The sequence below is a fragment of the Williamsia maris genome (assembly GCF_024171815.1).
In the GTDB taxonomy this organism is placed as follows: Bacteria; Actinomycetota; Actinomycetes; order Mycobacteriales; family Mycobacteriaceae; genus Williamsia_A; species Williamsia_A maris.
In genome coordinates this window covers 450,348-473,506 of record NZ_JAMTCJ010000004.1, presented here as the reverse complement: position 1 = coordinate 473,506, position 23,159 = coordinate 450,348, and the positions used below count along the sequence as shown (strand labels likewise).

At 68.6% G+C, this 23,159-nt stretch carries 21 protein-coding genes; 12 read left to right on the top strand and 9 right to left on the bottom strand.

Annotated features, from left to right (window positions below):
* Nucleotides 1-1,146 (bottom strand): lycopene cyclase family protein, encoded by a 1,146-nt coding sequence (locus tag LX13_RS20865; protein WP_253663242.1) that lies wholly within the window; start codon nt 1,144-1,146, stop codon nt 1-3.
* Between the two features lie 7 nt (nt 1,147-1,153).
* Nucleotides 1,154-1,957, bottom strand: coding sequence for an SDR family oxidoreductase (locus LX13_RS20860; RefSeq protein ID WP_372499981.1), 804 nt, complete (start codon nt 1,955-1,957; stop codon nt 1,154-1,156).
* 78 nt (nt 1,958-2,035) lie between these two features.
* Between LX13_RS20860 and LX13_RS20855 the strand changes: the two genes are divergently transcribed.
* On the top strand, nt 2,036-3,667 hold the full coding sequence (locus LX13_RS20855) for an ABC-F family ATP-binding cassette domain-containing protein (RefSeq protein ID WP_253663240.1): 1,632 nt from the start codon (nt 2,036-2,038) through the stop codon (nt 3,665-3,667).
* Nucleotides 3,668-3,691: 24 nt separating this feature from the next.
* Here the strand turns inward: LX13_RS20855 and LX13_RS20850 are convergent, their stop codons facing one another.
* From LX13_RS20850 to LX13_RS20840, 3 genes are all read right to left on the bottom strand, one after another.
* The gene (locus LX13_RS20850) at nt 3,692-5,218 is read right to left on the bottom strand and encodes an AMP-binding protein (RefSeq protein WP_253663239.1); all 1,527 of its coding nucleotides are present in this window, start codon (nt 5,216-5,218) and stop codon (nt 3,692-3,694) included.
* A gap of 121 nt (nt 5,219-5,339) precedes the next feature.
* Nucleotides 5,340-5,912: a TetR/AcrR family transcriptional regulator gene (locus LX13_RS20845; protein WP_253663238.1), complete on the bottom strand. Its 573-nt coding sequence runs from the start codon at nt 5,910-5,912 to the stop codon at nt 5,340-5,342.
* 94 nt (nt 5,913-6,006) lie between these two features.
* Complete coding sequence (locus LX13_RS20840) at nt 6,007-8,811, bottom strand: aconitate hydratase (protein ID WP_253663237.1); 2,805 nt, start codon at nt 8,809-8,811, stop codon at nt 6,007-6,009.
* A 325-nt stretch (nt 8,812-9,136) separates the two neighbouring features.
* Between LX13_RS20840 and LX13_RS20835 the strand changes: the two genes are divergently transcribed.
* The 8 genes from LX13_RS20835 to LX13_RS20800 all read left to right on the top strand — a co-directional run bounded on the left by LX13_RS20835 (nt 9,137) and on the right by LX13_RS20800 (nt 17,793).
* Nucleotides 9,137-9,739 carry an Rv1476 family membrane protein gene (locus LX13_RS20835; protein WP_253663236.1) on the top strand — a complete coding sequence of 201 codons (603 nt, stop codon included), beginning with the start codon at nt 9,137-9,139 and terminating at the stop codon, nt 9,737-9,739.
* Nucleotides 9,740-10,214: 475 nt separating this feature from the next.
* Nucleotides 10,215-11,711, top strand: a complete 1,497-nt coding sequence (locus tag LX13_RS20830) for an NlpC/P60 family protein (RefSeq protein ID WP_253663235.1) — start codon at nt 10,215-10,217, stop codon at nt 11,709-11,711.
* Between the two features lie 150 nt (nt 11,712-11,861).
* The gene (locus tag LX13_RS20825; protein ID WP_253663234.1) at nt 11,862-13,079 is read left to right on the top strand and encodes an AAA family ATPase; all 1,218 of its coding nucleotides are present in this window, start codon (nt 11,862-11,864) and stop codon (nt 13,077-13,079) included.
* The gene (locus LX13_RS20820; protein ID WP_253663233.1) at nt 13,066-14,007 is read left to right on the top strand and encodes a DUF58 domain-containing protein; all 942 of its coding nucleotides are present in this window, start codon (nt 13,066-13,068) and stop codon (nt 14,005-14,007) included. The genes LX13_RS20825 and LX13_RS20820 overlap by 14 nt, the downstream gene beginning before the upstream one ends.
* Nucleotides 14,008-14,012: 5 nt before the next feature.
* Nucleotides 14,013-14,987, top strand: coding sequence for a VWA domain-containing protein (locus LX13_RS20815; protein WP_253663232.1), 975 nt, complete (start codon nt 14,013-14,015; stop codon nt 14,985-14,987).
* Nucleotides 14,988-15,081: 94 nt separating this feature from the next.
* Complete coding sequence (gene fabG1 / locus LX13_RS20810; protein ID WP_188492624.1) at nt 15,082-15,837, top strand: 3-oxoacyl-ACP reductase FabG1; 756 nt, start codon at nt 15,082-15,084, stop codon at nt 15,835-15,837.
* A 52-nt stretch (nt 15,838-15,889) separates the two neighbouring features.
* A complete protein-coding gene (gene inhA / locus LX13_RS20805; RefSeq protein ID WP_253663231.1) occupies nt 15,890-16,726 on the top strand; it encodes an NADH-dependent enoyl-ACP reductase InhA in 837 nt (278 codons plus the stop codon).
* Entirely contained in the window at nt 16,723-17,793 is a 1,071-nt protein-coding gene (locus LX13_RS20800; RefSeq protein ID WP_253663230.1) for a ferrochelatase, read from the top strand. The genes inhA and LX13_RS20800 overlap by 4 nt, the downstream gene beginning before the upstream one ends.
* A 21-nt stretch (nt 17,794-17,814) precedes the next feature.
* Here LX13_RS20800 and LX13_RS20795 read toward each other — a convergent pair whose 3' ends face one another.
* Nucleotides 17,815-18,657 (bottom strand): Rv1486c family protein, encoded by an 843-nt coding sequence (locus LX13_RS20795; protein WP_253663229.1) that lies wholly within the window; start codon nt 18,655-18,657, stop codon nt 17,815-17,817.
* Nucleotides 18,658-18,770: 113 nt separating this feature from the next.
* Between LX13_RS20795 and LX13_RS20790 the strand changes: the two genes are divergently transcribed.
* Genes LX13_RS20790 through LX13_RS20780 form a run of 3 tightly spaced genes read left to right on the top strand, consistent with a single transcriptional unit; the run spans nt 18,771 to nt 21,320 of the window.
* Nucleotides 18,771-19,619, top strand: a complete 849-nt coding sequence (locus LX13_RS20790) for a DUF3097 domain-containing protein (RefSeq protein ID WP_253663228.1) — start codon at nt 18,771-18,773, stop codon at nt 19,617-19,619.
* A 52-nt stretch (nt 19,620-19,671) separates the two neighbouring features.
* Nucleotides 19,672-20,100 carry an NfeD family protein gene (locus tag LX13_RS20785; RefSeq protein WP_253663227.1) on the top strand — a complete coding sequence of 143 codons (429 nt, stop codon included), beginning with the start codon at nt 19,672-19,674 and terminating at the stop codon, nt 20,098-20,100.
* An 8-nt stretch (nt 20,101-20,108) separates the two neighbouring features.
* A complete protein-coding gene (locus tag LX13_RS20780) occupies nt 20,109-21,320 on the top strand; it encodes an SPFH domain-containing protein (protein ID WP_253663226.1) in 1,212 nt (403 codons plus the stop codon).
* Nucleotides 21,321-21,336: 16 nt separating this feature from the next.
* Here LX13_RS20780 and aroQ read toward each other — a convergent pair whose 3' ends face one another.
* Genes aroQ through LX13_RS20765 form a run of 3 tightly spaced genes read right to left on the bottom strand, consistent with a single transcriptional unit; the run spans nt 21,337 to nt 23,134 of the window.
* On the bottom strand, nt 21,337-21,936 hold the full coding sequence (aroQ, locus tag LX13_RS20775) for a gamma subclass chorismate mutase AroQ (RefSeq protein ID WP_253663225.1): 600 nt from the start codon (nt 21,934-21,936) through the stop codon (nt 21,337-21,339).
* 8 nt (nt 21,937-21,944) lie between these two features.
* Nucleotides 21,945-22,535, bottom strand: coding sequence for a hypothetical protein (locus LX13_RS20770; protein ID WP_253663224.1), 591 nt, complete (start codon nt 22,533-22,535; stop codon nt 21,945-21,947).
* Nucleotides 22,532-23,134 carry a hypothetical protein gene (locus LX13_RS20765; RefSeq protein ID WP_253663223.1) on the bottom strand — a complete coding sequence of 201 codons (603 nt, stop codon included), beginning with the start codon at nt 23,132-23,134 and terminating at the stop codon, nt 22,532-22,534. Before LX13_RS20765 ends, LX13_RS20770 begins: the two co-directional genes overlap by 4 nt.
* Nucleotides 23,135-23,159: the final 25 nt, after the last annotated feature.

Here is a 23,159-nt window from a genome sequence, read left to right as displayed (position 1 = left end):
TCACCAGCGGGTCGGCGCCGCGGCCCCTCGCGCCACTGCGATCCCGACCCCGGGATCGGCGACCCGCATCATCGTGAGCATCGCCGCCATCACCCCGCGCGGGTCGTCGCGACCCGAGAGGTAGGCCCGCTGCCGGTCGGCCGGCAGCGCGAAGAAGGCGTCGAAGAACTCGACGGTCGTCTCGGCGTCGAGTCCCAGCAGTGCGTTGAGCCCGCGCCGACGCAGGGTGTGCACCAGTCGCGCGCGGGCCGACCACAGGGCCGACCCGGGATCGTTGCCGCGCTCGATTGCCGCGACCACGTCGTCGGCACATCGCATCGACGTGGCGACGCTGTACCCGGTCGCCGGGTGCATGAGCCCGCCGGCCGCACCGAACGTCATGGGTCGCGACGTCCACGGGCGTCCGCCGCCCCCGGTGACCGCGAAATGGACCCGCTCGATGTCGTCACCGTCGACGTCGACGGCGTGCCCACGAAGATTCATCCTGGTACGCAGGCGATCTCGTAGGGTGCCGACCGACAACGCCGGGTGCCCGACGAGGCACGTCTCCTCGACGAGAACACGGTCGGCCGAGACCGGGACGGTGTACAGGAAGCTCGCGACGCGCGGCTGTCGGTCAGAGCCGTCGAACGGCCGCCAGTCCATCAGGACGGCCGGGTCGGCGCCCAGGATCGGTGCGGCTGCCCCGGTGGGGACGAACACCCCGTACGCGGTCTGGGCGGGACCGGTCGTCGAGATCGACCCGCGTGCGTCGACGACGACCTGTGCGCGCACGGTGACGCCGGTGCTCAACGACACCGACCGTGCGTCGGTGGTCATCGCCGTCCCACCGACCACCCGGACCCCGTCCAGCCCCAGGCTGCGCTGCAGGGCGGCGGTGTCGAGCACCGTATAACCGCGTCGCAGGATGTGGTGCGAAGGGGAGTACACCGCCACCGCGTCGACCTGATGCGAGATGGCGGCCGGGTCGACCCACCACGGCAGTTCGTCGGTCCAGGTGGCGTAGGTCGACCGCCACACCCGCTCGGGGTCGCGGTCGACGAGTACGACGTCGATCCCGGCCCCCGCGGCGCGGTGGGCGAGCGACCGTCCGGCGGGTCCGGCACCGACGACGGCCAGGGTGCACCGATGGTCGGCGTCGACCACGATGGTCCTAGCTGCCGGCGGCGAGCATGCCGCCGTCGATCCGGATCGTCTCGCCGGTGATCCAGCTGGACTCGTCGCCGGCGAGGAACGCCACGACCTGCGCGACGTCGGTCGGCACCCCGACGCGTTTGAGCGGGTAGCGCGACGCCACGACGTCCTCACCGGCGGCGAGCAGACCCTCGGCGAACTGCGTCTTGACCACCGCGGGGGCGACCGCGTTCACGCGGATGCCGGGCCCGAGCTCGGCTGCGAGTTCCTCGGTCAGCCGGATCAGCGCGGCCTTCGACGCCCCGTACGCGGCGATCACGCCGGTGGAGCGCAGGCCGGCGACACTTGCGATGTTGACGACGGTCCCGCCGTTCTCGCCCATGCCCGCGCGGTGGCATTCCTGGATGAATCCGAGTGCGGCGACGACGTTGACGTCGAAGATCTTGCGGACGGCATCGAGGTCGGCCGACATCAGCGGCCCGAAGATCGGGTTGATACCGGTGTTGTTGACCAGGATGTCGACGGTGCCGGTGGGCGTGGCCGCGGTGGCGACCGCGCGGGTGCGGTCCTCGGGCGACCCAGCGTTGCCGGGTTCGGCCGCGACGACGGCCCCCGGTACGGCGGCGCGGATCGACTCCGCGGCCTGCTCCAGTGGTTCGGGTTTCCGCGCGGTGATGGTGACGGCGGCACCGCGGCGGGCGAGCTCGGTGGCGATCGACAACCCGATGCCCCGGCTCGCGCCGGTCACCAGGGCCGAGCGTCCGGCGAGCGATCGGAGGTCGGATCCGGTGGGTGCGTCTGTTGGTCTGGTCACATCCAGCACCGTAACGAAGCACCTCCGGCGCCCGCCCGGCCGGTCGTGGCGAAAAGCAATGGTCATGAGCGCGTAAACTCAAACGTCGTGATCACGGCAACCGACCTCGAGGTGCGCGCAGGCGTCCGCACCCTCCTCAATGTTCCGGGGCCGGGTATCCGCATTCAGCCCGGCGACCGGATCGGACTGGTCGGCCGCAACGGTGCCGGCAAGACGACCACCCTGCGCATCCTGGCCGGTGAGGGCGAACCGTACGCCGGTTCCGTCAGCACCATCGGTGAGGTCGGATACCTGCCACAGGACCCCAAAGAGGGCGACCTGAACGTCCTCGCCAAGGATCGCGTCCTGTCCGCGCGGGGTCTCGACACCCTGCTGCGTGACCTGGAGAAGCAGCAGGCACTGATGGCCGAGGTCGCCGACCCGGTGGCCCAGGACAAGGCGGTGCGTCGCTACGGCGAACTCGAGGACCGGTTCTCCTCCCTCGGTGGCTATGTCGCCGAGTCCGAGGCCGCGCGCATCTGCAACAGCCTGAGCCTGCCCGACCGCGTCCTCGAGCAACCGCTCAAGACGCTCTCGGGCGGACAGCGTCGCCGCATCGAGCTCGCCCGGATCCTGTTCGCCGCGGCCGACGGCAGTGGCGGGAAGTCCAACACCACCCTGCTGCTCGACGAGCCGACCAACCACCTCGACGCCGACTCGATCGGCTGGCTGCGTGCCTTCCTGCACAACCACGACGGCGGCCTCGTCGTGATCAGTCACGACGTGGATCTGCTGGCCGACGTCGTCAACCGCGTCTGGTTCCTCGACGCGGTCCGCAGCGAGGTCGACGTCTACAACATGACGTGGAAGAAATACCTCGACGCCCGCGCCAGCGACGAGCAGCGACGCAAGCGTGAACGCGCCAACGCCGAGAAGAAGGCGGGTGCGCTGCGCGTGCAGGCCGCGAAGATGGGGGCCAAGGCCACCAAGGCCGTGGCCGCGCAGAACATGCTCAAGCGGGCCGACCGGATGATGGACGAGCTCGACGCCGAGCGGGTCTCGGACAAGACCGCCAAGATCCGTTTCCCCGAGCCCGCATCCTGCGGCAAGACGCCGCTGATGGCGTCGAACCTGACCAAGATGTACGGGTCGCTGGAGATCTTCACCGGCGTCGACCTCGCCATCGACAAGGGCAGCCGGGTGGTCATCCTCGGGCTCAACGGCGCGGGCAAGACCACGCTGCTGCGGCTGCTCGCCGGTGTCGAGAAGCCCGACACCGGATCGCTCGAACCCGGGTTCGGGCTCAAGGTCGGGTATTTCGCGCAGGAGCACGACACCCTCGACGACCGGGCGTCGGTGTGGGAGAACATCCGTCACGCGGCACCCGATGCGGGCGAGCAGGACCTGCGCGGCCTGCTCGGTGCGTTCATGTTCACCGGACCGCAGCTCGAGCAGCCGGCCGGGACGCTGTCCGGCGGTGAGAAGACCCGCCTCGCGCTGGCGGGGCTGGTGTCATCGGCGGCCAACGTGCTGCTGCTCGACGAGCCGACCAACAACCTCGACCCGATCTCCCGCGAGCAGGTCCTCGACGCGCTGCGTACCTACTCGGGCGCGGTCGTGCTGGTCACGCACGATCCCGGTGCTGCCGCCGCACTGGAACCCGAGCGGGTCATCCTGCTGCCTGACGGCACCGAGGACCACTGGAGCGACGAATACCAGGAGCTCATCGAGCTCGCCTGATGACAGCGCTCCGCGGAGTGCAGATCACTGGTATTGCTCGCGCAGCTGACCTTTCACGAGCTTGCCGGTGGCGGTGCGGGGTAGTTCGTCGACGAAGTCCACGGTGCGTGGGACCTTGTAGGCCGCGATCGCCTCGCCGGTGAACGCGATGAGGTCGGCCGCCAGTTCCTCCGACGCGGTGGCCCCCGCCTCGAGTTGCACGCAGGCCTTGACCTCCTCGCCGAGCTCGTCGTTCGGCACACCGATCACCGCGACGTCGAACACAGCGGGGTGGCCGATCAGGATGTTCTCGGCCTCCTGCGGGTAGATGTTCACTCCACCGGAGATGATCATGAACGCCTTGCGGTCGGTGAGGTAGAGGAAACCGTCGGAGTCGACGTGCCCGATGTCGCCGGTGGTGGCCCACAGCGGATGCTCGGGATGCTGTGCGGCCCGGGTCTTCGCGGGATCGTTGTGGTAGGAGAAGGTCTGCGCCTCACGCTCGAAGAACACGGTCCCGGTCTCGCCGGTCGCCAACTCGGTCCCGTCGTCGTCGCAGACGTGGATGACCCCGAGCAGCGGTTTGCCCACCGACCCCGGATGCTCGAGAGCCTCCTCGCTGTTGATGAACGTGGCCCCGACGGCCTCGGTCGACGAGTAGTACTCCTGGATCACCGGGCCCCACCACTCGATCATCGCGCGCTTCACGTGCACCGGACACGGTGCGGCGGCGTGGATGGCGACCTTCATCGACGACACGTCGTAGGAGTCGCGGGTCTCGGCGGGGAGCTTGAGCATGCGGATGAACATGGTCGGCACCCACTGGCTGTGCGTGGCCCCGTACTTCTCGATCAGTCGCAGCGCCTCCTCGGCGTCGAACCGGTCCATCATCACCACGGTTCCGCCCACCGACTGGGTCATGCCGCAATACCGCAGCGGCGCAGCGTGATAGAGCGGTGCGGGGGAGAGGTAGACGGTGTTCTCGTCGAACCCGTACATGGGCGCGAAGATCGCCGTGTAGACGTCCGGGATCTCGTCGACCTGGCCCTCGGGCAGCGCGGGCTTGATGCCCTTGGGGCGACCGGTCGTCCCCGACGAGTAGAGCATGTCGTGTCCGCGTGGTTGGGTCGCCGGTCGGAGCGGTGATGCCTGCGCGAGGGCCTCGTCGTAGGAGTCGAACCCGTCGATGCCCGCGCCCCAGGCGAAGCGGCGTTCCAGGTTCGGCACCTCGCCGCTGGCCGCGACCGCGTCGGCGGAGGCGGTGCTCGCGAACAGCACGCGCGCACCACAATCGCCGAGGATGAAGTTCGTCTCCGCGGCGGTCAGGTGATAGTTGACCGGTGTGATGTAGAGCCCGGAACGCAGTGCGGCCCAGTAGACCTCGAACACCTGGAGATCGTTGGTCGACACCATCGCGATGCAGTCGCCGCGGCGCAGACCCAAGTCGTGCAGCAGGTTGGCCAGGCGGGTCGATCGCTCGTCGAGTTCGCGGTAGGTGAGTTGCTCACCCGTGGCCGGGGAGATCGCGGCCGGTTTGTCGGGCGTCGTCGCCGCGAAAACTCCTGGGAACATATGTGGGGCCGACCTTCCGCTGACGTGATCGCACGTGGGTCCGATGCTATCGATCGACGACGATCCCGGAGGACGAATAACTCAACTTACGGACAGGGTGTCGCAGGCTTTGTCGAGGCGGTCATCGTGCCCGGGGACGGCGCACGGACTCCTCGACGAGATCGAGGACCGCGTGCAGGTCGCCGCTGCGATGCCCCGACGCGAGCCGGGTGATCATTCCGTCGAGCACGAGGTCCAGGTACTGCACGATGACCGCGGTCGGGATGTCGTCGCGCAGGCGGCCCGCGCTGCGCTGACGTTCGAGTCGGGCCAGGGTCGCGGTCTCGAGATCGACCGACCGCGCCAACCACTCGGTGCGGAACGCGGCGTCCGTGCGGAGCTTGCGCGCTATCTCCAGGCGGGTGCCGAGCCAGTCGAAATCCTCGGGGTGGTCGAGCATGTCGCGCATGACCTGGACGAGACCCTGCTCGGCGGCGACGTCGGCCATCCGCTCGGCGTCCTCGTGGGCCAGCGCCAGGAACAGCGCTTCCTTGTCGCGGAAGTGGTGGAAGATCGCGCCGCGGGAGAGTTCGGTCGCCTCCTCGAGGCGACGGACGGTGGCGCCGTCATAGCCGTATTCGGCGAAGCACCGCCGAGCCCCGTCGAGGATCTCGCGACGGCGCGCGGCGAGATGGTCCTCGCTGACCTTGGGCACGGTGATGACCTCTAACTCATGGGGCGCTCACCCACGGTGGACCCTCGAGCGGGCCCACCGTGGGATGAACGGACTTCGGCACTGCGGTACTGCGTCAGTCCTTGATCATGTTGCGCAGCACGTACTGCAGGATGCCGCCGTTGCGGTAGTAGTCCGCCTCGCCGGGGGTGTCGATACGCACGACCGCGTCGAACTCGACGGTGGAGCCGTCGGTCTTGGTCGCGACGACCTTCACCGTGGCCGGGACACCGCCGTTGTTGAGCTCCTCGATGCCCGAGATGTCGAACGTCTCGGTGCCGTCGAGCTTCAGCGACCCGTGCGACTCGCCCTCGGGGAACTGCAGCGGGATGACGCCCATGCCGATCAGGTTCGAGCGGTGGATGCGCTCGAAGCTCTCGGTGATGACGGCCTTGACGCCCAGCAGGCTGGTGCCCTTGGCGGCCCAGTCACGCGACGACCCGGTGCCGTACTCCTTGCCACCGAGCACCACGAGCGGGGTGCCCTGCGCGGCGTAGTTCTGCGCGGCATCGTAGATGAACGACTGCGGTGCGTCGTCCTGCGTGAAGTCGCGGGTGTATCCACCCGAGACCCCGTCGAGCAGCTGGTTCTGCAACCGGATGTTGCCGAACGTCGAGCGGATCATCACCTCGTGGTTGCCGCGACGGGCACCCAGCGAGTTGTAGTCCTTGCGCTCCACGCCGTTGGCGTCGAGGTACTGCGCGGCGGGGGTACCCGGCTTGATCGTCGAGGCGGGGGAGATGTGGTCGGTGGTGACCGAGTCGCCCAGCTTCGCGAGCACGCGTGCACCGGTGATGTCCTTGACGGGAGCCGGCTCACGCTGCATGCCCTCGAAGTACGGGGGCTTGCGCACGTAGGTGGACTTCTCGTCCCACTCGAACGTCTTGCCGTCCGGGGTGGGCAGTCCGCGCCAGCGCTCGTCGCCCTTGAACACGTCGGCGTAGTCGGCCGCGTACTGCTCCGGCGAGATCGACTCGGAGATCGTCTTCTCGATCTCCTCACCCGAGGGCCAGATGTCCTTCAGGAAGACGTCGTTGCCGTCGGTGTCCTGGCCCAGCGGGTCGGACTCGAAGTCGAAGTCCATGGTGCCGGCGAGGGCGTAGGCGATGACCAGCGGCGGCGACGCCAGGTAGTTCATCTTCACGTCGGGGTTGATGCGTCCCTCGAAGTTGCGGTTGCCGGAGAGCACCGCAGTCGCGGTCAGATCGTGCTCGTTGATCGCCTTGGAGATCTCCTCCGGCAGCGGTCCCGAGTTACCGATGCAGGTGGTGCAGCCGTACCCGACAAGGAAGAAGCCCAGCTTCTCCAGGTAGGGCCACAGGCCGGCCTTCTCGTAGTAGCCGGTGACGACCTGCGACCCCGGGGCCATCGAGGTCTTGACCCACGGCTTGGAGGTGAGGCCGCGATCGACCGCGTTGCGGGCCAGCAGTCCGGCGCCGATCATGACCGACGGGTTGGAGGTGTTGGTGCAGCTGGTGATCGACGCGATCGAGACGATGCCGTGGTCGAGGACCATCGAGCCGAGCTCGTCGGAATCGACACGGACCGGCTTGGTCGGGCGACCGGTGGCGTTGCGCGCGGCGGAGTGCAGCGGTGCGGCATCGTCGTCGGCGAAGGACAGCGCGGCCGGATCGGACGCCGGGAAGGTGTCCTCGACGGCGTCGTCGAGCTTGGTGTGCTCGGCGGAGTTTCCGTTCTCCACGTAGTTGTGGATGTCCTTGCGGAACGCGTTCTTCGCGTCCCACAGCTCGATACGGTCCTGCGGACGCTTCGGTCCGGCGATCGACGGGACGACCTCGGCGAGGTCGAGCTCGAGGTACTCCGAGTACACCGACTCCTTGTCGCCGTCGTGCCACATGCCCTGCTCTTTGGCGTAGGCCTCGACCAGCGCGAGCTGCTCCTCGCTGCGACCGGTCAGACGGAGGTACTTCACCGTCTCCTCGTCGATGGGGAACATCGCACAGGTGGAACCGAACTCGGGACTCATGTTGCCGATGGTCGCGCGGTTGGCCAGCGGCACCGCGGCCACGCCCTTGCCGTAGAACTCGACGAACTTGCCGACGACGCCGTGCTTGCGCAACATCTCGGTGATGGTGAGGACCACGTCGGTCGCGGTCACGCCCGCCTTGGTCTCGCCGGACAGCTTGAAGCCGACGACGCGGGGGATGAGCATGGAGATCGGCTGGCCGAGCATCGCGGCCTCGGCCTCGATGCCGCCGACGCCCCAGCCCAGGACGCCCAGACCGTTCTCCATCGTCGTGTGCGAGTCGGTGCCCACACAGGTGTCGGGGTAGGCCTGTCCGTCGCGGACCATGATCGACCGGGCGAGGTGCTCGATGTTGACCTGGTGGACGATGCCGGTGCCCGGGGGGACGACCTTGAAGTCGTCGAACGCGCCCTGGCCCCAGCGGAGGAACTGGTAGCGCTCCTCGTTGCGCTGGTACTCGATGTCGACGTTGCGCTCGAACGCCTGCGCGTTGCCGAACGCCTCGATGATGACCGAGTGGTCGATGACCATCTCGGCGGGCGCGAGCGGGTTGACCTTGTCCGGGTCGCCGCCGAGCTCCTGCACGGCCTCGCGCATGGTGGCGAGGTCGACGATGCAGGGGACGCCGGTGAAGTCCTGCATGATCACGCGCGCAGGCGTGAACTGGATCTCGATGCTCGGATCCGCGGACGGGTCCCAGTCGGCGATCGCACGGATGTGGTCGGCGGTGATGTTCGCGCCGTCCTCGGTGCGCAGGAGGTTCTCCGCGAGAACCTTCAACGCGTAGGGAAGTTTCTCGGCACCTTCGACCGCGCTGAGCCGGAAGATCTCATACGAGTTCTCGCCGACCTCCAACGTCCCCTTGGCACCATATGTATCGATACTCGAGCTCACAGAACACTCCACTCTCGCTGTGTCGACGGGGCGGCGCCGACGTTTTTCACCGGCGGGCTGGCCGGCGCTGTTGCGGGCACCCGAGGCAGATCGGATGCGTGGCACAAGTCTAGCAGTACGCGCGTACTGGTTAAATCACCACCGGTGACAATGTGTCGCGCGCACGGTGAACATCGCGTGTCCCCGACCCGCGCGAGCGGGCCGGGACACCGCGGTTCGATCACCGCGGCTCAATTGTGTCGTACTGTGCCTGTGGATGTGACCCCTATGGAGGGTCTTGGCGGGGTCGAGTCATCAACCCCGGAGCGGAAGGCAGCGACACGACATGGCCCCCAACGCGAGCACCTGGGCGCAGAGTCCGGCGATGTCGATCATCCCCGCCGATGTCGACCTGAAGGCGATCGAGGCCGATCTGGCCGACGACCACGTCGCAGCGCCCGCCGACATCACGCCGCGTCTGACCTCGGTGGTCTCGCAGGCCAAAGACGAGGGCCACGACATGTACTTCGTGGTGCTGTCGGAATCGCAGCCGAAGTTCACCTACTTCCGAGACATCGCCACCGCGCTGCAGGACGAGACCGGGGGAACGGTCGTCGTGTTCGGTCCCGGGACCGTCGGTTCGGCGTCCGACGACTTCAGCCGTGTTCAGCTCGAGCAGGCCCAGGACAACCTGTCCACCAGCAATCCGCCGGTCGCCGCTCAGCAGCTGCTCGACCGGATGACCGACCAGACGCAGGTCCCGTGGACTGTCGTCACCATCGCGCTGATCGTCGTGGTGGCGGTGGGCGCCGTTGCGGCCCGTGTGCTCGGACGCCGCCGCGTGAGCGCGACGAACTCGTCCACACCTGCGGAGACGGCGTCGGTCGCACCCGCCGCGGGTGCCGGATCCGCACCCGGCGACGACGAGCGGGACAGCTCGAACCGCTAGATCATCTCGGCAAATACTCGGTTTGCCACATTTAATGAATTACCGCCGTGTCATTCACGAAATACATTCGTGATGACGCGCAGTTCACCGCATATATGCAGGTAATCACCTCTTTGTAATTTGTGACTCATGTTTCGCTCGGGGCTTTTGTGGCGTACGGTTCGACATGTCATAGGTGGTGTTGATGGGGAAGTTGACACCTGCCGGGACACAAGTTGGCGGTGGTGATCGGTGATCGTGTCGTATCCGGCGGTGTCGGAATCGACCGGATTGCGGTGTCGCCGGACGGTCGGGCGTCCACCAGCCGCACGTCAGTTCTGCGAGGGAGTCATCAGTGAGGCGACGTTTCGTTCCCGTCGGCCGAGCACGCGCAGCGCGCGTCTCGTACCGACGGCCACACGCCGCTCCGGGTCGTCGCGACCCGGGTCGAAACCACCACACCGAATCATCCGAGAGCCGCGATCGTGGCCCCCGGATGACCGCGGTCGCCACGATGGCACTGGTGGTGATCATCGCCCTGCTGGGTATGGGCGTGGGCCCGTCGGTGGCCGCCCCGTCCGCGGGTGACTCGCCACGCAGTCCCGGCGGGATCGCGGACCTGATCAACCAGATCGCAGGCACCGACCAACATCTGGCCGATCTCGACAACACCGTCGCACTCAAGCGGGAGTCGGTGAACCGCACGCTCGTCGACCTGCAGAACGCCCGCGATCAGGAACGCCTCGCGTCGATCGCCATGAAGGGGTCGCAGGACGCACTCGGCAAGGCCACCGCCGCCATCAGCACGGCGCAGCGCGGCTTCGACGACTTCGTGCGCAACCTCTACCGCCAGGGCAGCTCGCAGAGTTCGATGACGAACTACCTGTCGACCTCCGATCCGAGCGCGGTTCTCGACCGCGCCGGGATCCTGGATCGGCTCACCAAGAAGCAGAAGGCCTCGATCACCCAGTTGAAGGTCGCCCGCAACGAGCAGGCGAACCGTGTCGCGACCGCGGCGGCCACCCGAGCGCAGGCGTCGTTCGCGACCAAGTCGGCAGCAGCCCGCAAGAACGATGCGCTGCAGGCGATCCAGGACGCGATGGCCGCGGTGCGGACCGAGTCGGCGCGACGCGTCGAACTGACCGCCGCCCGTGACCAGGCGCAGGCCCAGCTCGACGCACTTCGCGGACGAGCCGCCGCGGCTGCGGCCGCAGCGGTCCCGGGTCAGGTCCAGGCCTCCGCTCCGACGCAGGCCCCGGCCGCGGGCGCACCAGCAGCACAGGCCCCGGCAGGACAGGTGCCCGCCGCGGCACCGGTCATTCCGGGACGCGTCCCGGCGGCCGCTCCGGTGAACCCGATGCAGAACGCGATCCAGACCGCCGCGCAATCGGCACTCAAGGTCGCAGCCGAGGCCGCCGCGAAGCTCGCGGTCGACGCCGCACAGCAGGTCCTGGCCTCGGTCGTCGCCTCGATCCAGCGCCCGCACACCGATCTCAACGGCACCGATCAGGGCACCGCGGCCACACCGGGTACCGGTGGGTCGACCTCGGTCACCCCCGGCGTCACCGGGTCGGCGGCCGTCGAGATCGTGGTCAACCGTGCCCTCTCGCAACTCGGCGTCACCTACGCCTGGGGCGGTGGCAACGCCAACGGACCCACCAAGGGCATCCGGGACGGCGGCGTCGCCGACAGCTACGGCGACTACAACAAGTCCGGCTTCGACTGCTCGGGTCTGATGATCTACGCGTTCGCAGGCATCGGTATCTCGTTGCCGCACTACACCGGCTACCAGTACACCTCGGGCAAGAAGGTGCCGCTGTCGCAGATGCAACGCGGCGACATGATCTTCTACGGCCCCAACGCGAGCGAGCACGTCGCTCTCGTCCTGGGCAACAACCAGATGGTGGAGGCACCGCAGTCCGGCGACGTCGTGAAGATCTCGCCCCTGCGGACCAGCGGCGCCATGCCGTACGTCATCCGCCTCACCGGGTAGCCACCAGGCTCCGCCGGTCGGCGACCTCGACACGGTCGGCGTCGTCGGTGAGCAGCGCGTTCGCACGCATCCGACCCTCGGGTGCGTGCGACCGCTACTCTCGGTGAGGTCAAGTCTCCCCACTACCGGCTCTCAATCGGAGGATCACGCGTGTCCGCAACGCACGACGGCAATGACCAGGGCGGCGAGTTCGCACTCACCGACGCGGACGTGAAGCTCCTGGAGCGCACGATGTTCGAGGTCAAGCGCGTCATCGTCGGGCAGGATCAGCTGATCGAGCGGATCCTGGTCGGTCTGCTGGCCCGCGGCCACATCCTGCTCGAGGGCGTCCCCGGTGTCGCCAAGACCCTCGCGGTGGAGACCTACGCGCACGTCATCGGCGGCAGCTTCTCCCGCGTGCAGTTCACCCCCGACCTGGTGCCGACCGACCTGATCGGTACCCGCATCTACCGGCAGGGCCGCGAGGAGTTCGACACCGAACTCGGACCGGTCGTGGCAAACTTCCTGCTCGCCGACGAGATCAACCGAGCGCCGGCCAAGGTGCAGTCGGCGTTGCTCGAGGTGATGGCCGAGCGGCACCTGTCGATCGGCGGGACCACCTACCCGATGCCCGATCCGTTCCTCGTCATGGCGACGCAGAACCCGATCGAGAACGAGGGCGTCTACCCGCTGCCCGAGGCGCAGCGCGACCGCTTCCTGTTCAAGGTCCTCGTCGACTACCCCTCGGTGGAGGAGGAGCGCGAGATCGTCTACCGGATGGGCACCCGCGTGCCGACCGCCGGACAGATCCTCGACCCCGCGTCGACCGTGCGGCTGCAGAAGGTCGCCGCGAACGTCTTCGTCCATCACGCGCTGGTGGATTACGTGGTCCGCGTCATCACCGCGACCCGCCGTCCGGCCGACTTCGGCATGAACGACGTCGCGAGCTGGCTGTCCTACGGCGCGTCGCCGCGCGCCACCCTGGGCATCGTCGCCGCGGCCCGGGCGCTGGCCCTGGTCCGCGGACGTGACTACGTGATCCCCTCCGACGTCGTCGAGATCATCCCCGACGTCCTGCGGCACCGTCTGGTGCTCAGCTACGACGCGCTCGCCGACGAGATCGACGCCGATCAGGTCATCACGCGCGTACTGCAGACCGTCGGACTGCCCCAGGTCAGTGCACAGCCGATCCAGGGTGGGCCGATACCGCAGTCCGCCCCCGGGGGTCCGCCGCAGGGTGCACCCCAGCACGGCGTACCCCAGCCCCCCAACGGCGCCCCGGTGGGCATGGCCAAGCCGCAGCAGTCCACACCCGGCCAGGCACCGGATCCGCGCGCCACCGGCGGCCATCCGGCGCCGACGCACGGCCGCATCGATGGCGGACGCTGACCGCCTGCCGTCGTTCGGCGCGGGCACCCTCGACGACCCGACGCTGACCGCGGCACTGAAGACGCTCGAGATCACCGTCCGCCGCAAGCTCGACGGTGTGCTGCAGGGCGACCACATGGGCCTGATCCCCGGTCCCGGTTCCGAGCCCGGTGAGGCGCGGATGTACCAGCCGGGCGACGACGTCCGCCGGATGGACTGGTCGGTCACCGCGCGGACGACGCACGCCCACGTCCGGCAGATGGTCGCCGACCGCGAGCTCGAGACCTGGTTGGTCGTCGACATGTCCGCGAGTCTCGACTTCGGCACGGTCAACGGCACCAAGCGCGACCTGTCGGTCGCCGCGTGTGCCGCGATCACCCACCTGACCCTCGGTGGCGGCAATCGTATCGGTGCGATCGTGGCCACCGGCGACACCATCGTGCGGATCCCGGCCCGCAGCGGACGAGCCCACGCGCTGAATCTCCTCAAGACCATCGCGACCACCCACCGCAGTTCCGACGGGGTGCGTGGCGACCTCAACGCGGGCATCGACGCGCTCCGTCGCCCCGAGCGCCGACGCGGACTCGCCGTCGTCGTCAGCGACTTCCTCGGCCCCATCGACTGGGACCGACCACTGCGAGCGGTCGGTGGCCATCACGAACTGCTCGGCATCGAGGTTCTCGACCCCCGCGACATGGCGCTGCCCGACGTCGGCGAGGTGGTGCTGCGCGACGCCGAGAGCGGCCAGGTCCGTGAGATCACGGTGACCGATCGGGTCCGCGACGACTTCGCACGCGCGGCGCACGCCCACCAGTCCGACGTCCACCGGACGTTGCGTACCTGTGGTGCACCGACATTGACGTTGCGCACCGACCGCGACTGGATCTCCGACGTGGTGCGTTTCGTCGTGCGCCGCCGTCGCGGTCTCGGCGCCGGGTCGGGACGGTAGGGCCCATGTTCGATCTCGCGACACCGTGGTGGTTGCTGATCCTGCTGCTCGTCGTCGGCCTCGGCGCCGGCTACGTCTACATGCAGCGACGCCGACACAACCGCGCCCTCAAGTTCGCCAACCTCGACCTGCTGAACTCGGTGGTCCCGACACAGCGCAACCGGCTCCGCCACGTCCCGATCGCGGTGATGCTGGTGGGACTGATCCTGCTGACCGTGGCATTGGCCGGTCCACAGGCCGATCGCCGCATCCCCCGGAACAAGGCGACGGTCATCCTGGTGATCGACGTGTCCCGGTCGATGAACGCGACGGACGTCGCACCGTCGCGCATCAAGGCGGCGCAGCAGGCCGCCAAGAAGTTCGCCGACGACCTCACCGACGGCATCAACCTCGGGCTGATCTCCTACGCCGGTACCGCCGCGACCCTGGTCTCGCCGACCCCGGACCACAACGCGACCAAGGTCGCGGTCGACAAACTGCAGCTCGAGGACAAGACGGCGACCGGCGAGGGCATCTTCGCGGCCATCCAGCAGATCAAGACCCTCAACGCCGTGCTCGGCGGCGACAAGGGGGCCCCGCCCGCGCGGATCGTGCTCGAGTCCGACGGCAAGGAGACGGTGCCCGACGATCCGGACGATCCCCGGGGCGCGTTCACCGCCGCCCGCAAGGCCAAGGAGGAACGGATCCCGGTCAACACGATCTCGTTCGGTACCTCGACGGGCTCGGTGGATCTCGAGGGTGACCGGATCCCGGTTCCGGTCGACGACGAGTCGCTGAACAAGATCGCGAGCCTGTCCGGCGGCGAGTTCTTCACCGCGTCCAGTCTCGACGAACTCACCAAGGTCTACGACACCCTGCAGCAGCAGATCGGGTACGAGACCCGCAAGGGCGACAACTCACGTCCGTGGTTGATCGCGGGCACGATCCTGGTGCTGCTGGCCGCTGTGGGTGCCGTGGCACTCAATCGGCGCCTACCGTGATCGGTCACAACACCAGATCGTCGAGCCGTGCAGTGCCCACCCGGGATTCGACCTGCTCCACGTCGCGCCACGCGCGGACGATAGGTTGACCTCCATGGCAGACACCACGACATCGACAGACGAGTCCACAGCCGCGGGGGGCCGGATCTCCCGCTCGGTACTGGTGACCGGCGGCAACCGCGGCATCGGACTGGCCATCGCGCAGCGCCTGGCCGCCGACGGACACAAGGTCGCGGTGACCCACCGCGGTTCCGGTGTGCCCGACGGATTGTTCGGCGTGGTGTGCGACGTGACCGACGCCGAGTCCATCACCACGGCCTTCGCCGAGGTCGAGAAGCACCAGGGTCCGGTCGAGGTCCTGGTCTCCAACGCGGGCGTCACCGACGACACGTTGCTGATGCGGATGAGCGAGGAGCAGTTCTCCAAGGTCATCGACGCCAACCTCACCGGGTCGTTCCGGGTCGCCAAGGCCGCGTGTCGGTCGATGCTGCGCAAGCGATTCGGGCGGTTCATCTTCATCGGCTCGGTGGTCGCCACGATGGGTACCCCCGGCCAGATCAATTACGCGTCGTCGAAGGCCGGTCTCATCGGCATGGCACGGTCGTTGACCCGTGAGCTCGGTTCCCGCTCGATCACCGCGAACGTCGTCGCCCCCGGCTTCATCGACACCGAGATGACGGCAGCACTGCCGGAGAACTATCAGGAGCAGGCGCTGCAGTTGATCCCGGCGCAGCGCATGGGCCGCACCGACGAGGTCGCGGCGGTCGTCAGCTGGCTCGCCTCGGACGACTCGTCGTACGTGTCGGGGGCAGTCATCCCCGTCGACGGCGGCCTCGGCATGGGCCACTGACCCACCCCACATCACCCGCACGACCCCCACATCCACAGCCAGGAGGACACACGTGAGCGGACTGCTCGAGGGCAAGACCATCTTGATCACCGGCATCATCACCGATTCGTCGATCGCGTTCCACGCCGCGGCGATGGCGCAGAACGAGGGTGCCAAGGTCATCATCACCGGCATCCCCGAGCGTCTGCGCCTGATCGATCGCATCGCCCGCCGACTCCCGCAGGAGGTCCCGGCCGCCATCGGTCTCGACGTGACCAACGAGGAGAACCTCGGCCAGCTCGCCGACAAGGTGCGTGAACTGGCCCCCGAGGGTGTCGACGGTGTCCTGCACTCGATCGCGATGGCACCCAAGAACCTGATGGGCCCCGACGCCGTGCCGTTCCTCGACGCGCCCGGACCCGATGCGGCCAAGTCGTTCGAGATCTCCGCCTGGAGCTACGCGGCACTGGCCCGCGCCGTGCTGCCGGTGATGAACGAGGGCGGCTCCATCGTCGGCATGGACTTCGATCCGCGCACCGCCATGCCGTACTACAACTGGATGGGCGTGGCCAAGGCCGCGCTCGAGTCGGTGAACCGTTACGTGGCACGGGAAGTCGGCGCCGCCAAGCGGATCCGGTCCAACCTCGTCGCGGCCGGCCCGATCAAGACGCTCGCCGCCAAGGCGATCGCGGGCACCGCCACCGACGACGCCAAGCAGCTCAACATGCTCAACGAGTACTGGGACGGCGCGTCGCCCATCGGGTGGAACGTCGACGACCCCACCGTGGTGGCGAAGTCCATCTGTGCGCTGCTGTCGGACTGGCTGCCCGGCACCACCGGATCGATCGTCTACGTCGACGGCGGTGCGAGCCACAACACCTGGTTCCCCGAGGGGTTCACCGGTTCATGAGCACTCCCTTCGACTCCATCCTGGTGCTGTCGTTCGGTGGTCCCGACGGGCCCGAGGACGTCCGGCCGTTCCTGGAGAACGTCACACGGGGTCGAGGGGTGCCACCGGAACGTCTCGACGCGGTCGCCGAGCACTATCTGCACTTCGGCGGCGTCTCGCCGATCAACCGCCTCAACCTCGACATCATCGATCACCTCCGGGCCGGTCTGGAATCGGCGGGCATCGACCTCCCGGTGTACTTCGGGAACCGGAACTGGCACCCGATGATCGAGGACACGGTGTCGGCGATGTACGACGACGGCCGCCGCCATGCCCTGGTGTTCCCGACCTCGGCGTGGGGTGGCTACTCCGGCTGCGCGCAGTACCACGAGGACATCCGCCGAGCGCTGGATGCGTTGTCGGACAAGCACGGTCAGCCTGGCACGGATCTGATGGGCCTGCGCAAGCTGCCGCACTACTGGGATCGGCCGGAGATGATCGCGGCCTGTGCCGACGCGATCACCGCCGCCCGGGACCGACTTCCGGCCGACTCGCGTGGTGACGCCCGACTCGTGTTCACCGCGCACTCGATCCCGTCCGCGGCCGACAAGGCCGCGGGTCCGCCCACGCTGGGCGGACACCTCTACAGCCGCCAGGTGGCCGCCGCGTCCGAACGCGCGGCCGCCGCAGCCGGATTCGCCGCGCACGACCTCGTGTGGCAGTCGCGATCAGGCCCGCCGCAGATCCCGTGGCTCGAGCCCGACATCTGCGATCACCTCGAAACCCTTGCCGCACAGAACCTCGACCCGGTCATCGTGTGCCCGATCGGGTTCGTCTCCGACCACCTCGAGGTGGTCTGGGACCTCGACACCGAGGCGGTGGAGGTCGCCGAGCGACTCGACCTGCCGATGGAACGTGCGGGCACGGTGGGTGTGGACCCGCGGTTCACCGACATGATCATCGCGCTGATCTCGGCGCAGTTGCAGGGACTCGACACCGACGCCGCGGGGATGGGCTGCACCGAGAACGGTGCACGCTGTGCGGTGGGATGCTGTGTCTCACAGCGTCCGTCACGTCCGGCGGCCTGAGCGGGGTCACTCAGGGCGGGGTCACCTCAGGCTCTGCTCTGATTCGCTGATGATCGTGTTGACAGCGGTCATCCGCGCCACCCGCGTCAACGATCGCAGCCGTTCCACCGCGTGATCCCCGCTCGACTGGGCTCCCGAGGTCAGCCCGAACGCCGGAGTCCGTTCGAGTACGAGATCGACGATCGCCGCGACCTGGGTCGCCTGATCGATCACGCGGATGACGCGTTCGGAGGTGTGCGGCGGCAGATCGATGTGTGAGCGCGCGGTCAGCTCCGTGAGTCTGGTGCGCAGATCGGGCGCATCCGCCGCGGACGTCGGGGCGTCCATCGACCCGAGCTGGGTGAACAGTTCGGCCGCCGAGCGGATGCCCTGTCGCAGGTCGTATTCCACGGTCGCCAGGCTCTCGACCGGTCGGGGGGTGACCCGGCCCAGGTGGTACGCCGTCCAGGTCACCGTGTCCGTGGCGATCGTCCGCGCGACGAGGCCGTAGGCGTCGTCACTGTCGGGTTCGGGACCCCGGGGCCACAGCACCAGGATCTCGCCGGTGTCGAGTGCGCTGCGCAGAGCCGGCGACGCGACGATCCCGCAGGTGTCACCCGGTGACGGCATGAGCAATCGGATGCACCGCGAGTTGCGGATCATCCGCAGCAGGCTCCCGGTGCCGGTCTCGGCGGCGCCCAGCGACAGCGCCTGCGCCGCCGCGGGGTCGGCGGCGGTGATGCGGTGACTGTCGGCGGCATCGGACAGTGCGTCGACGATGTCGTCGGGGGCGCACTGCCCACTGCGCCACCGCGCACCCCACGTGGCGAGGCTGGTGAGGGCGCGGAGGCTGCCGGTCGGTGGCTGGTGGGTGGTCTCGGTCATCGATCGCCACGATAGCGCTCCGTCCCGACCCGCATCGGACTCACCGCCGACGCACCCACCCACCTCGGCGTGGCGTCGCGATCGGTTCGACGCGGATCTCTACGGTGGTTCCGGTGAGCGCATTCTCCGGCAACGACCCGTACGGAACCGACGTCCTCGCCGGTGGTGGCCATCGGCGCCGACCGGTCGTCCCCGAGGTGCCCGCCGATCGCGGCACCGTGGTCGAGGACGCCGCGAGCGGTTTCTGCGGTGCGGTCGTGGGGTTCGAGAAGGGCTACGACGGCGACTATGTCCGCCTCGAGGACCGCAGGGGAGCCACCCGGATCTTCGGGATGCGACCGTCGGCCTTCCTCATCGACGGCGCCACGGTCACCCTGACCCGACCCGTCGCGGCCCCGGCGGCGGGTCGCACGCTCACCGCCTCCGGATCCGTCGCGGCGCCCACCCGACGAGCCCGCACCGCACGAGCCAGCCGGCTGTTCGTCGAGGGCGTCCACGATGCGGCACTCGTCGAGCGCGTGTGGGGTGACGACCTGCGCGCCGAAGGCGTGGTGGTGGAGAGCCTCGACGGCCTCGACAACCTCGACGCCGTCCTCGACGTGTTCGAGCCCGCCCCACACCGACGTGCCGGCGTGCTCGTCGACCACCTGGTCGCGAACTCGAAGGAGTCCCGCCTGACCGCCGAGGTGGGACCGGACGTCCTCGTCTGCGGACACCCCTTCATCGACGTCTGGGAGGCGGTCAAACCCGACCGGATGGGTATCGAGGAATGGCCGCGGGTCCCGCGCGGCGAGGAGTGGAAGACCGGCGTGTGCCGCCGGTTGGGCTGGGGCACACCGCAAGACGGATGGCGCCGGATCTACGGCCGGGTGCACGACTATCGCGACATCCGCGTCGAACTCATGCGCAGCGTCGAAGAGCTCATCGATTTCGTCACCGCAGGCGAGGACCGAGTGCCCTGAGGGTCCCGTACGGATCAGCCGGCAGAATGCCGAATTCTGGCACTATGGGGCCATGGCGGCTCTGGTGTGGTTGGCCGCGGCGCTCGTACTCCTGGGCGTCGAGGCACTCAGTGGTGAACTGATCCTGCTCATGTTGGCGGGTGGTGCTCTCGCCGCGTCCGGGAGTGCATTGTTCTTCGACCTCCCGATCGCCGTCGACGGCGTCGTGTTCGCCGTCGTGTCGGTGCTCCTGCTGGCGGCAGCTCGTCCCGTGGCCAAACGGCATCTCATGCGTCGGCCGGCTCTGGCCACCAATGCCGAAGCGCTGCAGGGGAAGACCGCGGTGGTGACCGCCGAGGTCACCTCACGGGGCGGTCAGGTCCGACTCGACGGGGACACCTGGTCGGCGCGGCCCATGCACGACGCCGACGTGTACGAGACGGGCCAGGACGTGATGGTCATGCAGATCGACGGAGCTACCGCGGTCGTGTGGAAGGGATAGGTGCGCTGATGATTGCCGGACTCGTCGTGGTGGTGGTGCTGGTTCTGCTGGCGTTCATCATCCTTTTCCGATCGGTCGCGTTGATACCGCAGGCCGAGGCCGCCGTGATCGAGCGGCTGGGTCGGTACACCAAGACGGTGTCGGGGCAGCTGACGCTGCTCATCCCGTTCGTGGATCGCATCCGCGCACGCGTCGACCTCCGCGAGCAGGTCGTCTCGTTCCCGCCCCAGCCGGTCATCACCGAGGACAACCTGACGCTGTCGATCGACACCGTCGTCTACTTCCAGGTGACCGTGCCGCAGTCGGCGGTCTATGAGATCAACGACTACATCATCGGTGTCGAGCAGCTCGCGACCACGACGCTGCGCAACGTGGTCGGTGGTATGACGCTCGAGGAGACCCTGACCTCACGTGATTCCATCAACGCCCAGTTGCGTGGTGTCCTCGACGAGGCCACCGGCCGCTGGGGACTCCGGGTCGCCCGCGTCGAGCTCAAGAGCATCATGCCGCCTCCGTCGATCCAGGAGTCGATGGAGAAGCAGATGAAGGCCGACCGCGAGAAGCGCGCCATGATCCTGACCGCGGAAGGTCAGCGCGAGTCGTCGATCAAGACGGCCGAGGGCAACAAGCAGAGTCAGATCCTCTCTGCCGAGGGCGCCAAGCAGGCCGCCATCCTCGCCGCCGAGGCCGACCGTCAGTCCCGCATCCTCAGCGCCCAGGGTGAGCGCGCCGCGCAGTACCTGTACGCACAGGGTGAGGCGAAGTCCATCGAGAAGGTGTTCGCCGCGATCAAGGCGGGCAAGCCCACCCCGGAACTGCTGGCCTACCAGTACCTGCAGAAGCTGCCGGAAATGGCTGCGGGCGAGGGTAACTCGGTCTGGGTCGTTCCGTCGGACTTCGGGTCGGCGCTTCAGGGCTTCGCGAAGTCATTCGGGGCGCAGGGCGACGACGGCGTGTTCCGATACGAGTCCTCCGACACCGACGTGCCGCCCGTGGTCGACGATTCCGACGTCGAGGACTGGTTCGACCTCGCGTCGGACCCGAAGGTCGCGCAGGCGGTCGCCGAGGCCGAGGCGGTTGCCCGTAAGCCGGTGTCGGAGCCGCTCACGGCGCGGTCGCAGTCGACCGCTCCGGAGACGGTGCTCGGGGGTCGCGACCGCGGATACCCCGACGCCGAGCAGAGCGAGATCGAACCGGGCGAGGACACCGACCGCACCTGAGTCCGACCAGGCCCGCTCACCTCGAACAGACGGACCGTTCCGCCTGGACGAGGGCGATCGTGTGTACCGCATCGAGTCCGCGGTCGACGACCACGCGCGACGTCACAGACGCCAGGTCGGCGAGGCAGCCGATCCCACCGACGGTGCCGGGACGGACCGTCGCCGCGGCGATCTCGGCGGTCAGGTCGCTGATCCGGGTGCGCACATTCCGCAGGTCCGGATCGGTGCGCGGTGCGGTTCGGGGCGTGGCCGACCACCCGGCGAACAGCGCACGCTGGACGGTCTTGCTCGCCTCGATCTGATCGCGCACCACCACCCGCACCCGGAGGGCGGGGGCTCCGGGCGGCGCCGTGCGGGCCGCCGCGTCGAGAACGGCGTGTTCACGCACGGGGTCGTCGATGGCCGAACGGGTCACCCATTTCGACCGGGCCACCGTGTCCGCCAACACGAGTCGGTCCGCGATCAGCGTGACGATCGTGGTCGCCGACGACGCGGCGACGTCAGGACTCGCCGCCGCAGATCCGGCGGTGGCGGTTGCAGCAGTGGCGGCCGCGGTCACCGCACCGATCACCCCGACCACCGACGCGATGCGTACTCGCGTGCCCACGCGTGTCATCGCCGGGCTCAACTGACGATCAGATGTGCGGTGCCGGCCACGGCGACGGCGTAGAGCACCGACCCGAACGTGCCGATGATGAACTGCTCGCCGGCGTGCGACTCACGCAGTTCGGGATACCGGGCGAGCCCCTTGACCGCGAGGATGATCGCGAGCCCCTCCGGCCAGCCGACGATGAGGGTCACCGCCACCGCACCACGCTCGAGGAAACCGATGACGCGGCCACCGCGCAGAGGCGGTGCGGCGAGCGGTTCCGTCGAGTCGGGGTCATCGGGCGTCGGTGTTGGGGAGACCGACTCGTCGGTCGACATCGGGGTGTCCGACCGCCAGGGGTCGACGCCACCGAGGACCAGGACCGATCGGACCACCGCGCCACCGCCGGTGACGGCGGCGATCACCGCCGCGCACTGGGCGATTCGAGCCCCGACACCGTCGGCCGGTCCGGCGATGCCCGCGACGATCGCGGTCGCCGCGAGCAGCACCAGCGTCACCGAGGCCGCGAACAGCACCGGGGTGACCCGGTGCCTGCGGGCGATCGGGTGCAGTGCCGCGGGCAGCACCGCGAGCGCCACGAGCAACACGATGGCGGTCATCGTCATCCGGTGGGCTCCTGTCCTGGGGTCTGCGTCCGTCTCAACATCTCAGTGACCAGGGCGCGGGTGTCGGCGTCGATGTCCCATCGCGCGCTGCGCAGTCGTTGCGACATCGCCTGGGGCGTGATGCCGAGTGTGGCAGCAGCCTCTGACTGACTGGATGCCGCGCGCATCGCGTCGACCGCGTCGGCCCCGGGTTCGCTGCGTCCGAGCACCAGGTCGCCGAGCAGCCGGGCCGCGGTCTGTGCGTGATGGCACGGGTCCCCGTCCGGACCACGGACGGCCACCGGGACCCGGGATCTCTTGGCCCCGTCCACCGCCTCCCGGGCGAATTCGAACGCAGGTCCGCGGCCGGCCCGGGTGGTGCGTGGCAGCGGGGAGTCGACGGGACCGGTCCCGACGCCGACACTCCAGTGGCCGGTGCGGACCAGCTCGACGATCAGGCGGGTGACCTCGGCGGGTTCGTCGAGGACACCCTGTATCTCGTCCCCGGCCGTGCGTTCGAAGGGTCGTACGGTGATCGCGTCGGCGAGCATGTCGAGGACGGCCCCGACGCGGTCGACGTCGTGGCGACTGTCCCGCTGGTCGACGGTCATCACGAACACGAGATCCTCCGTAAGTACTGGGACT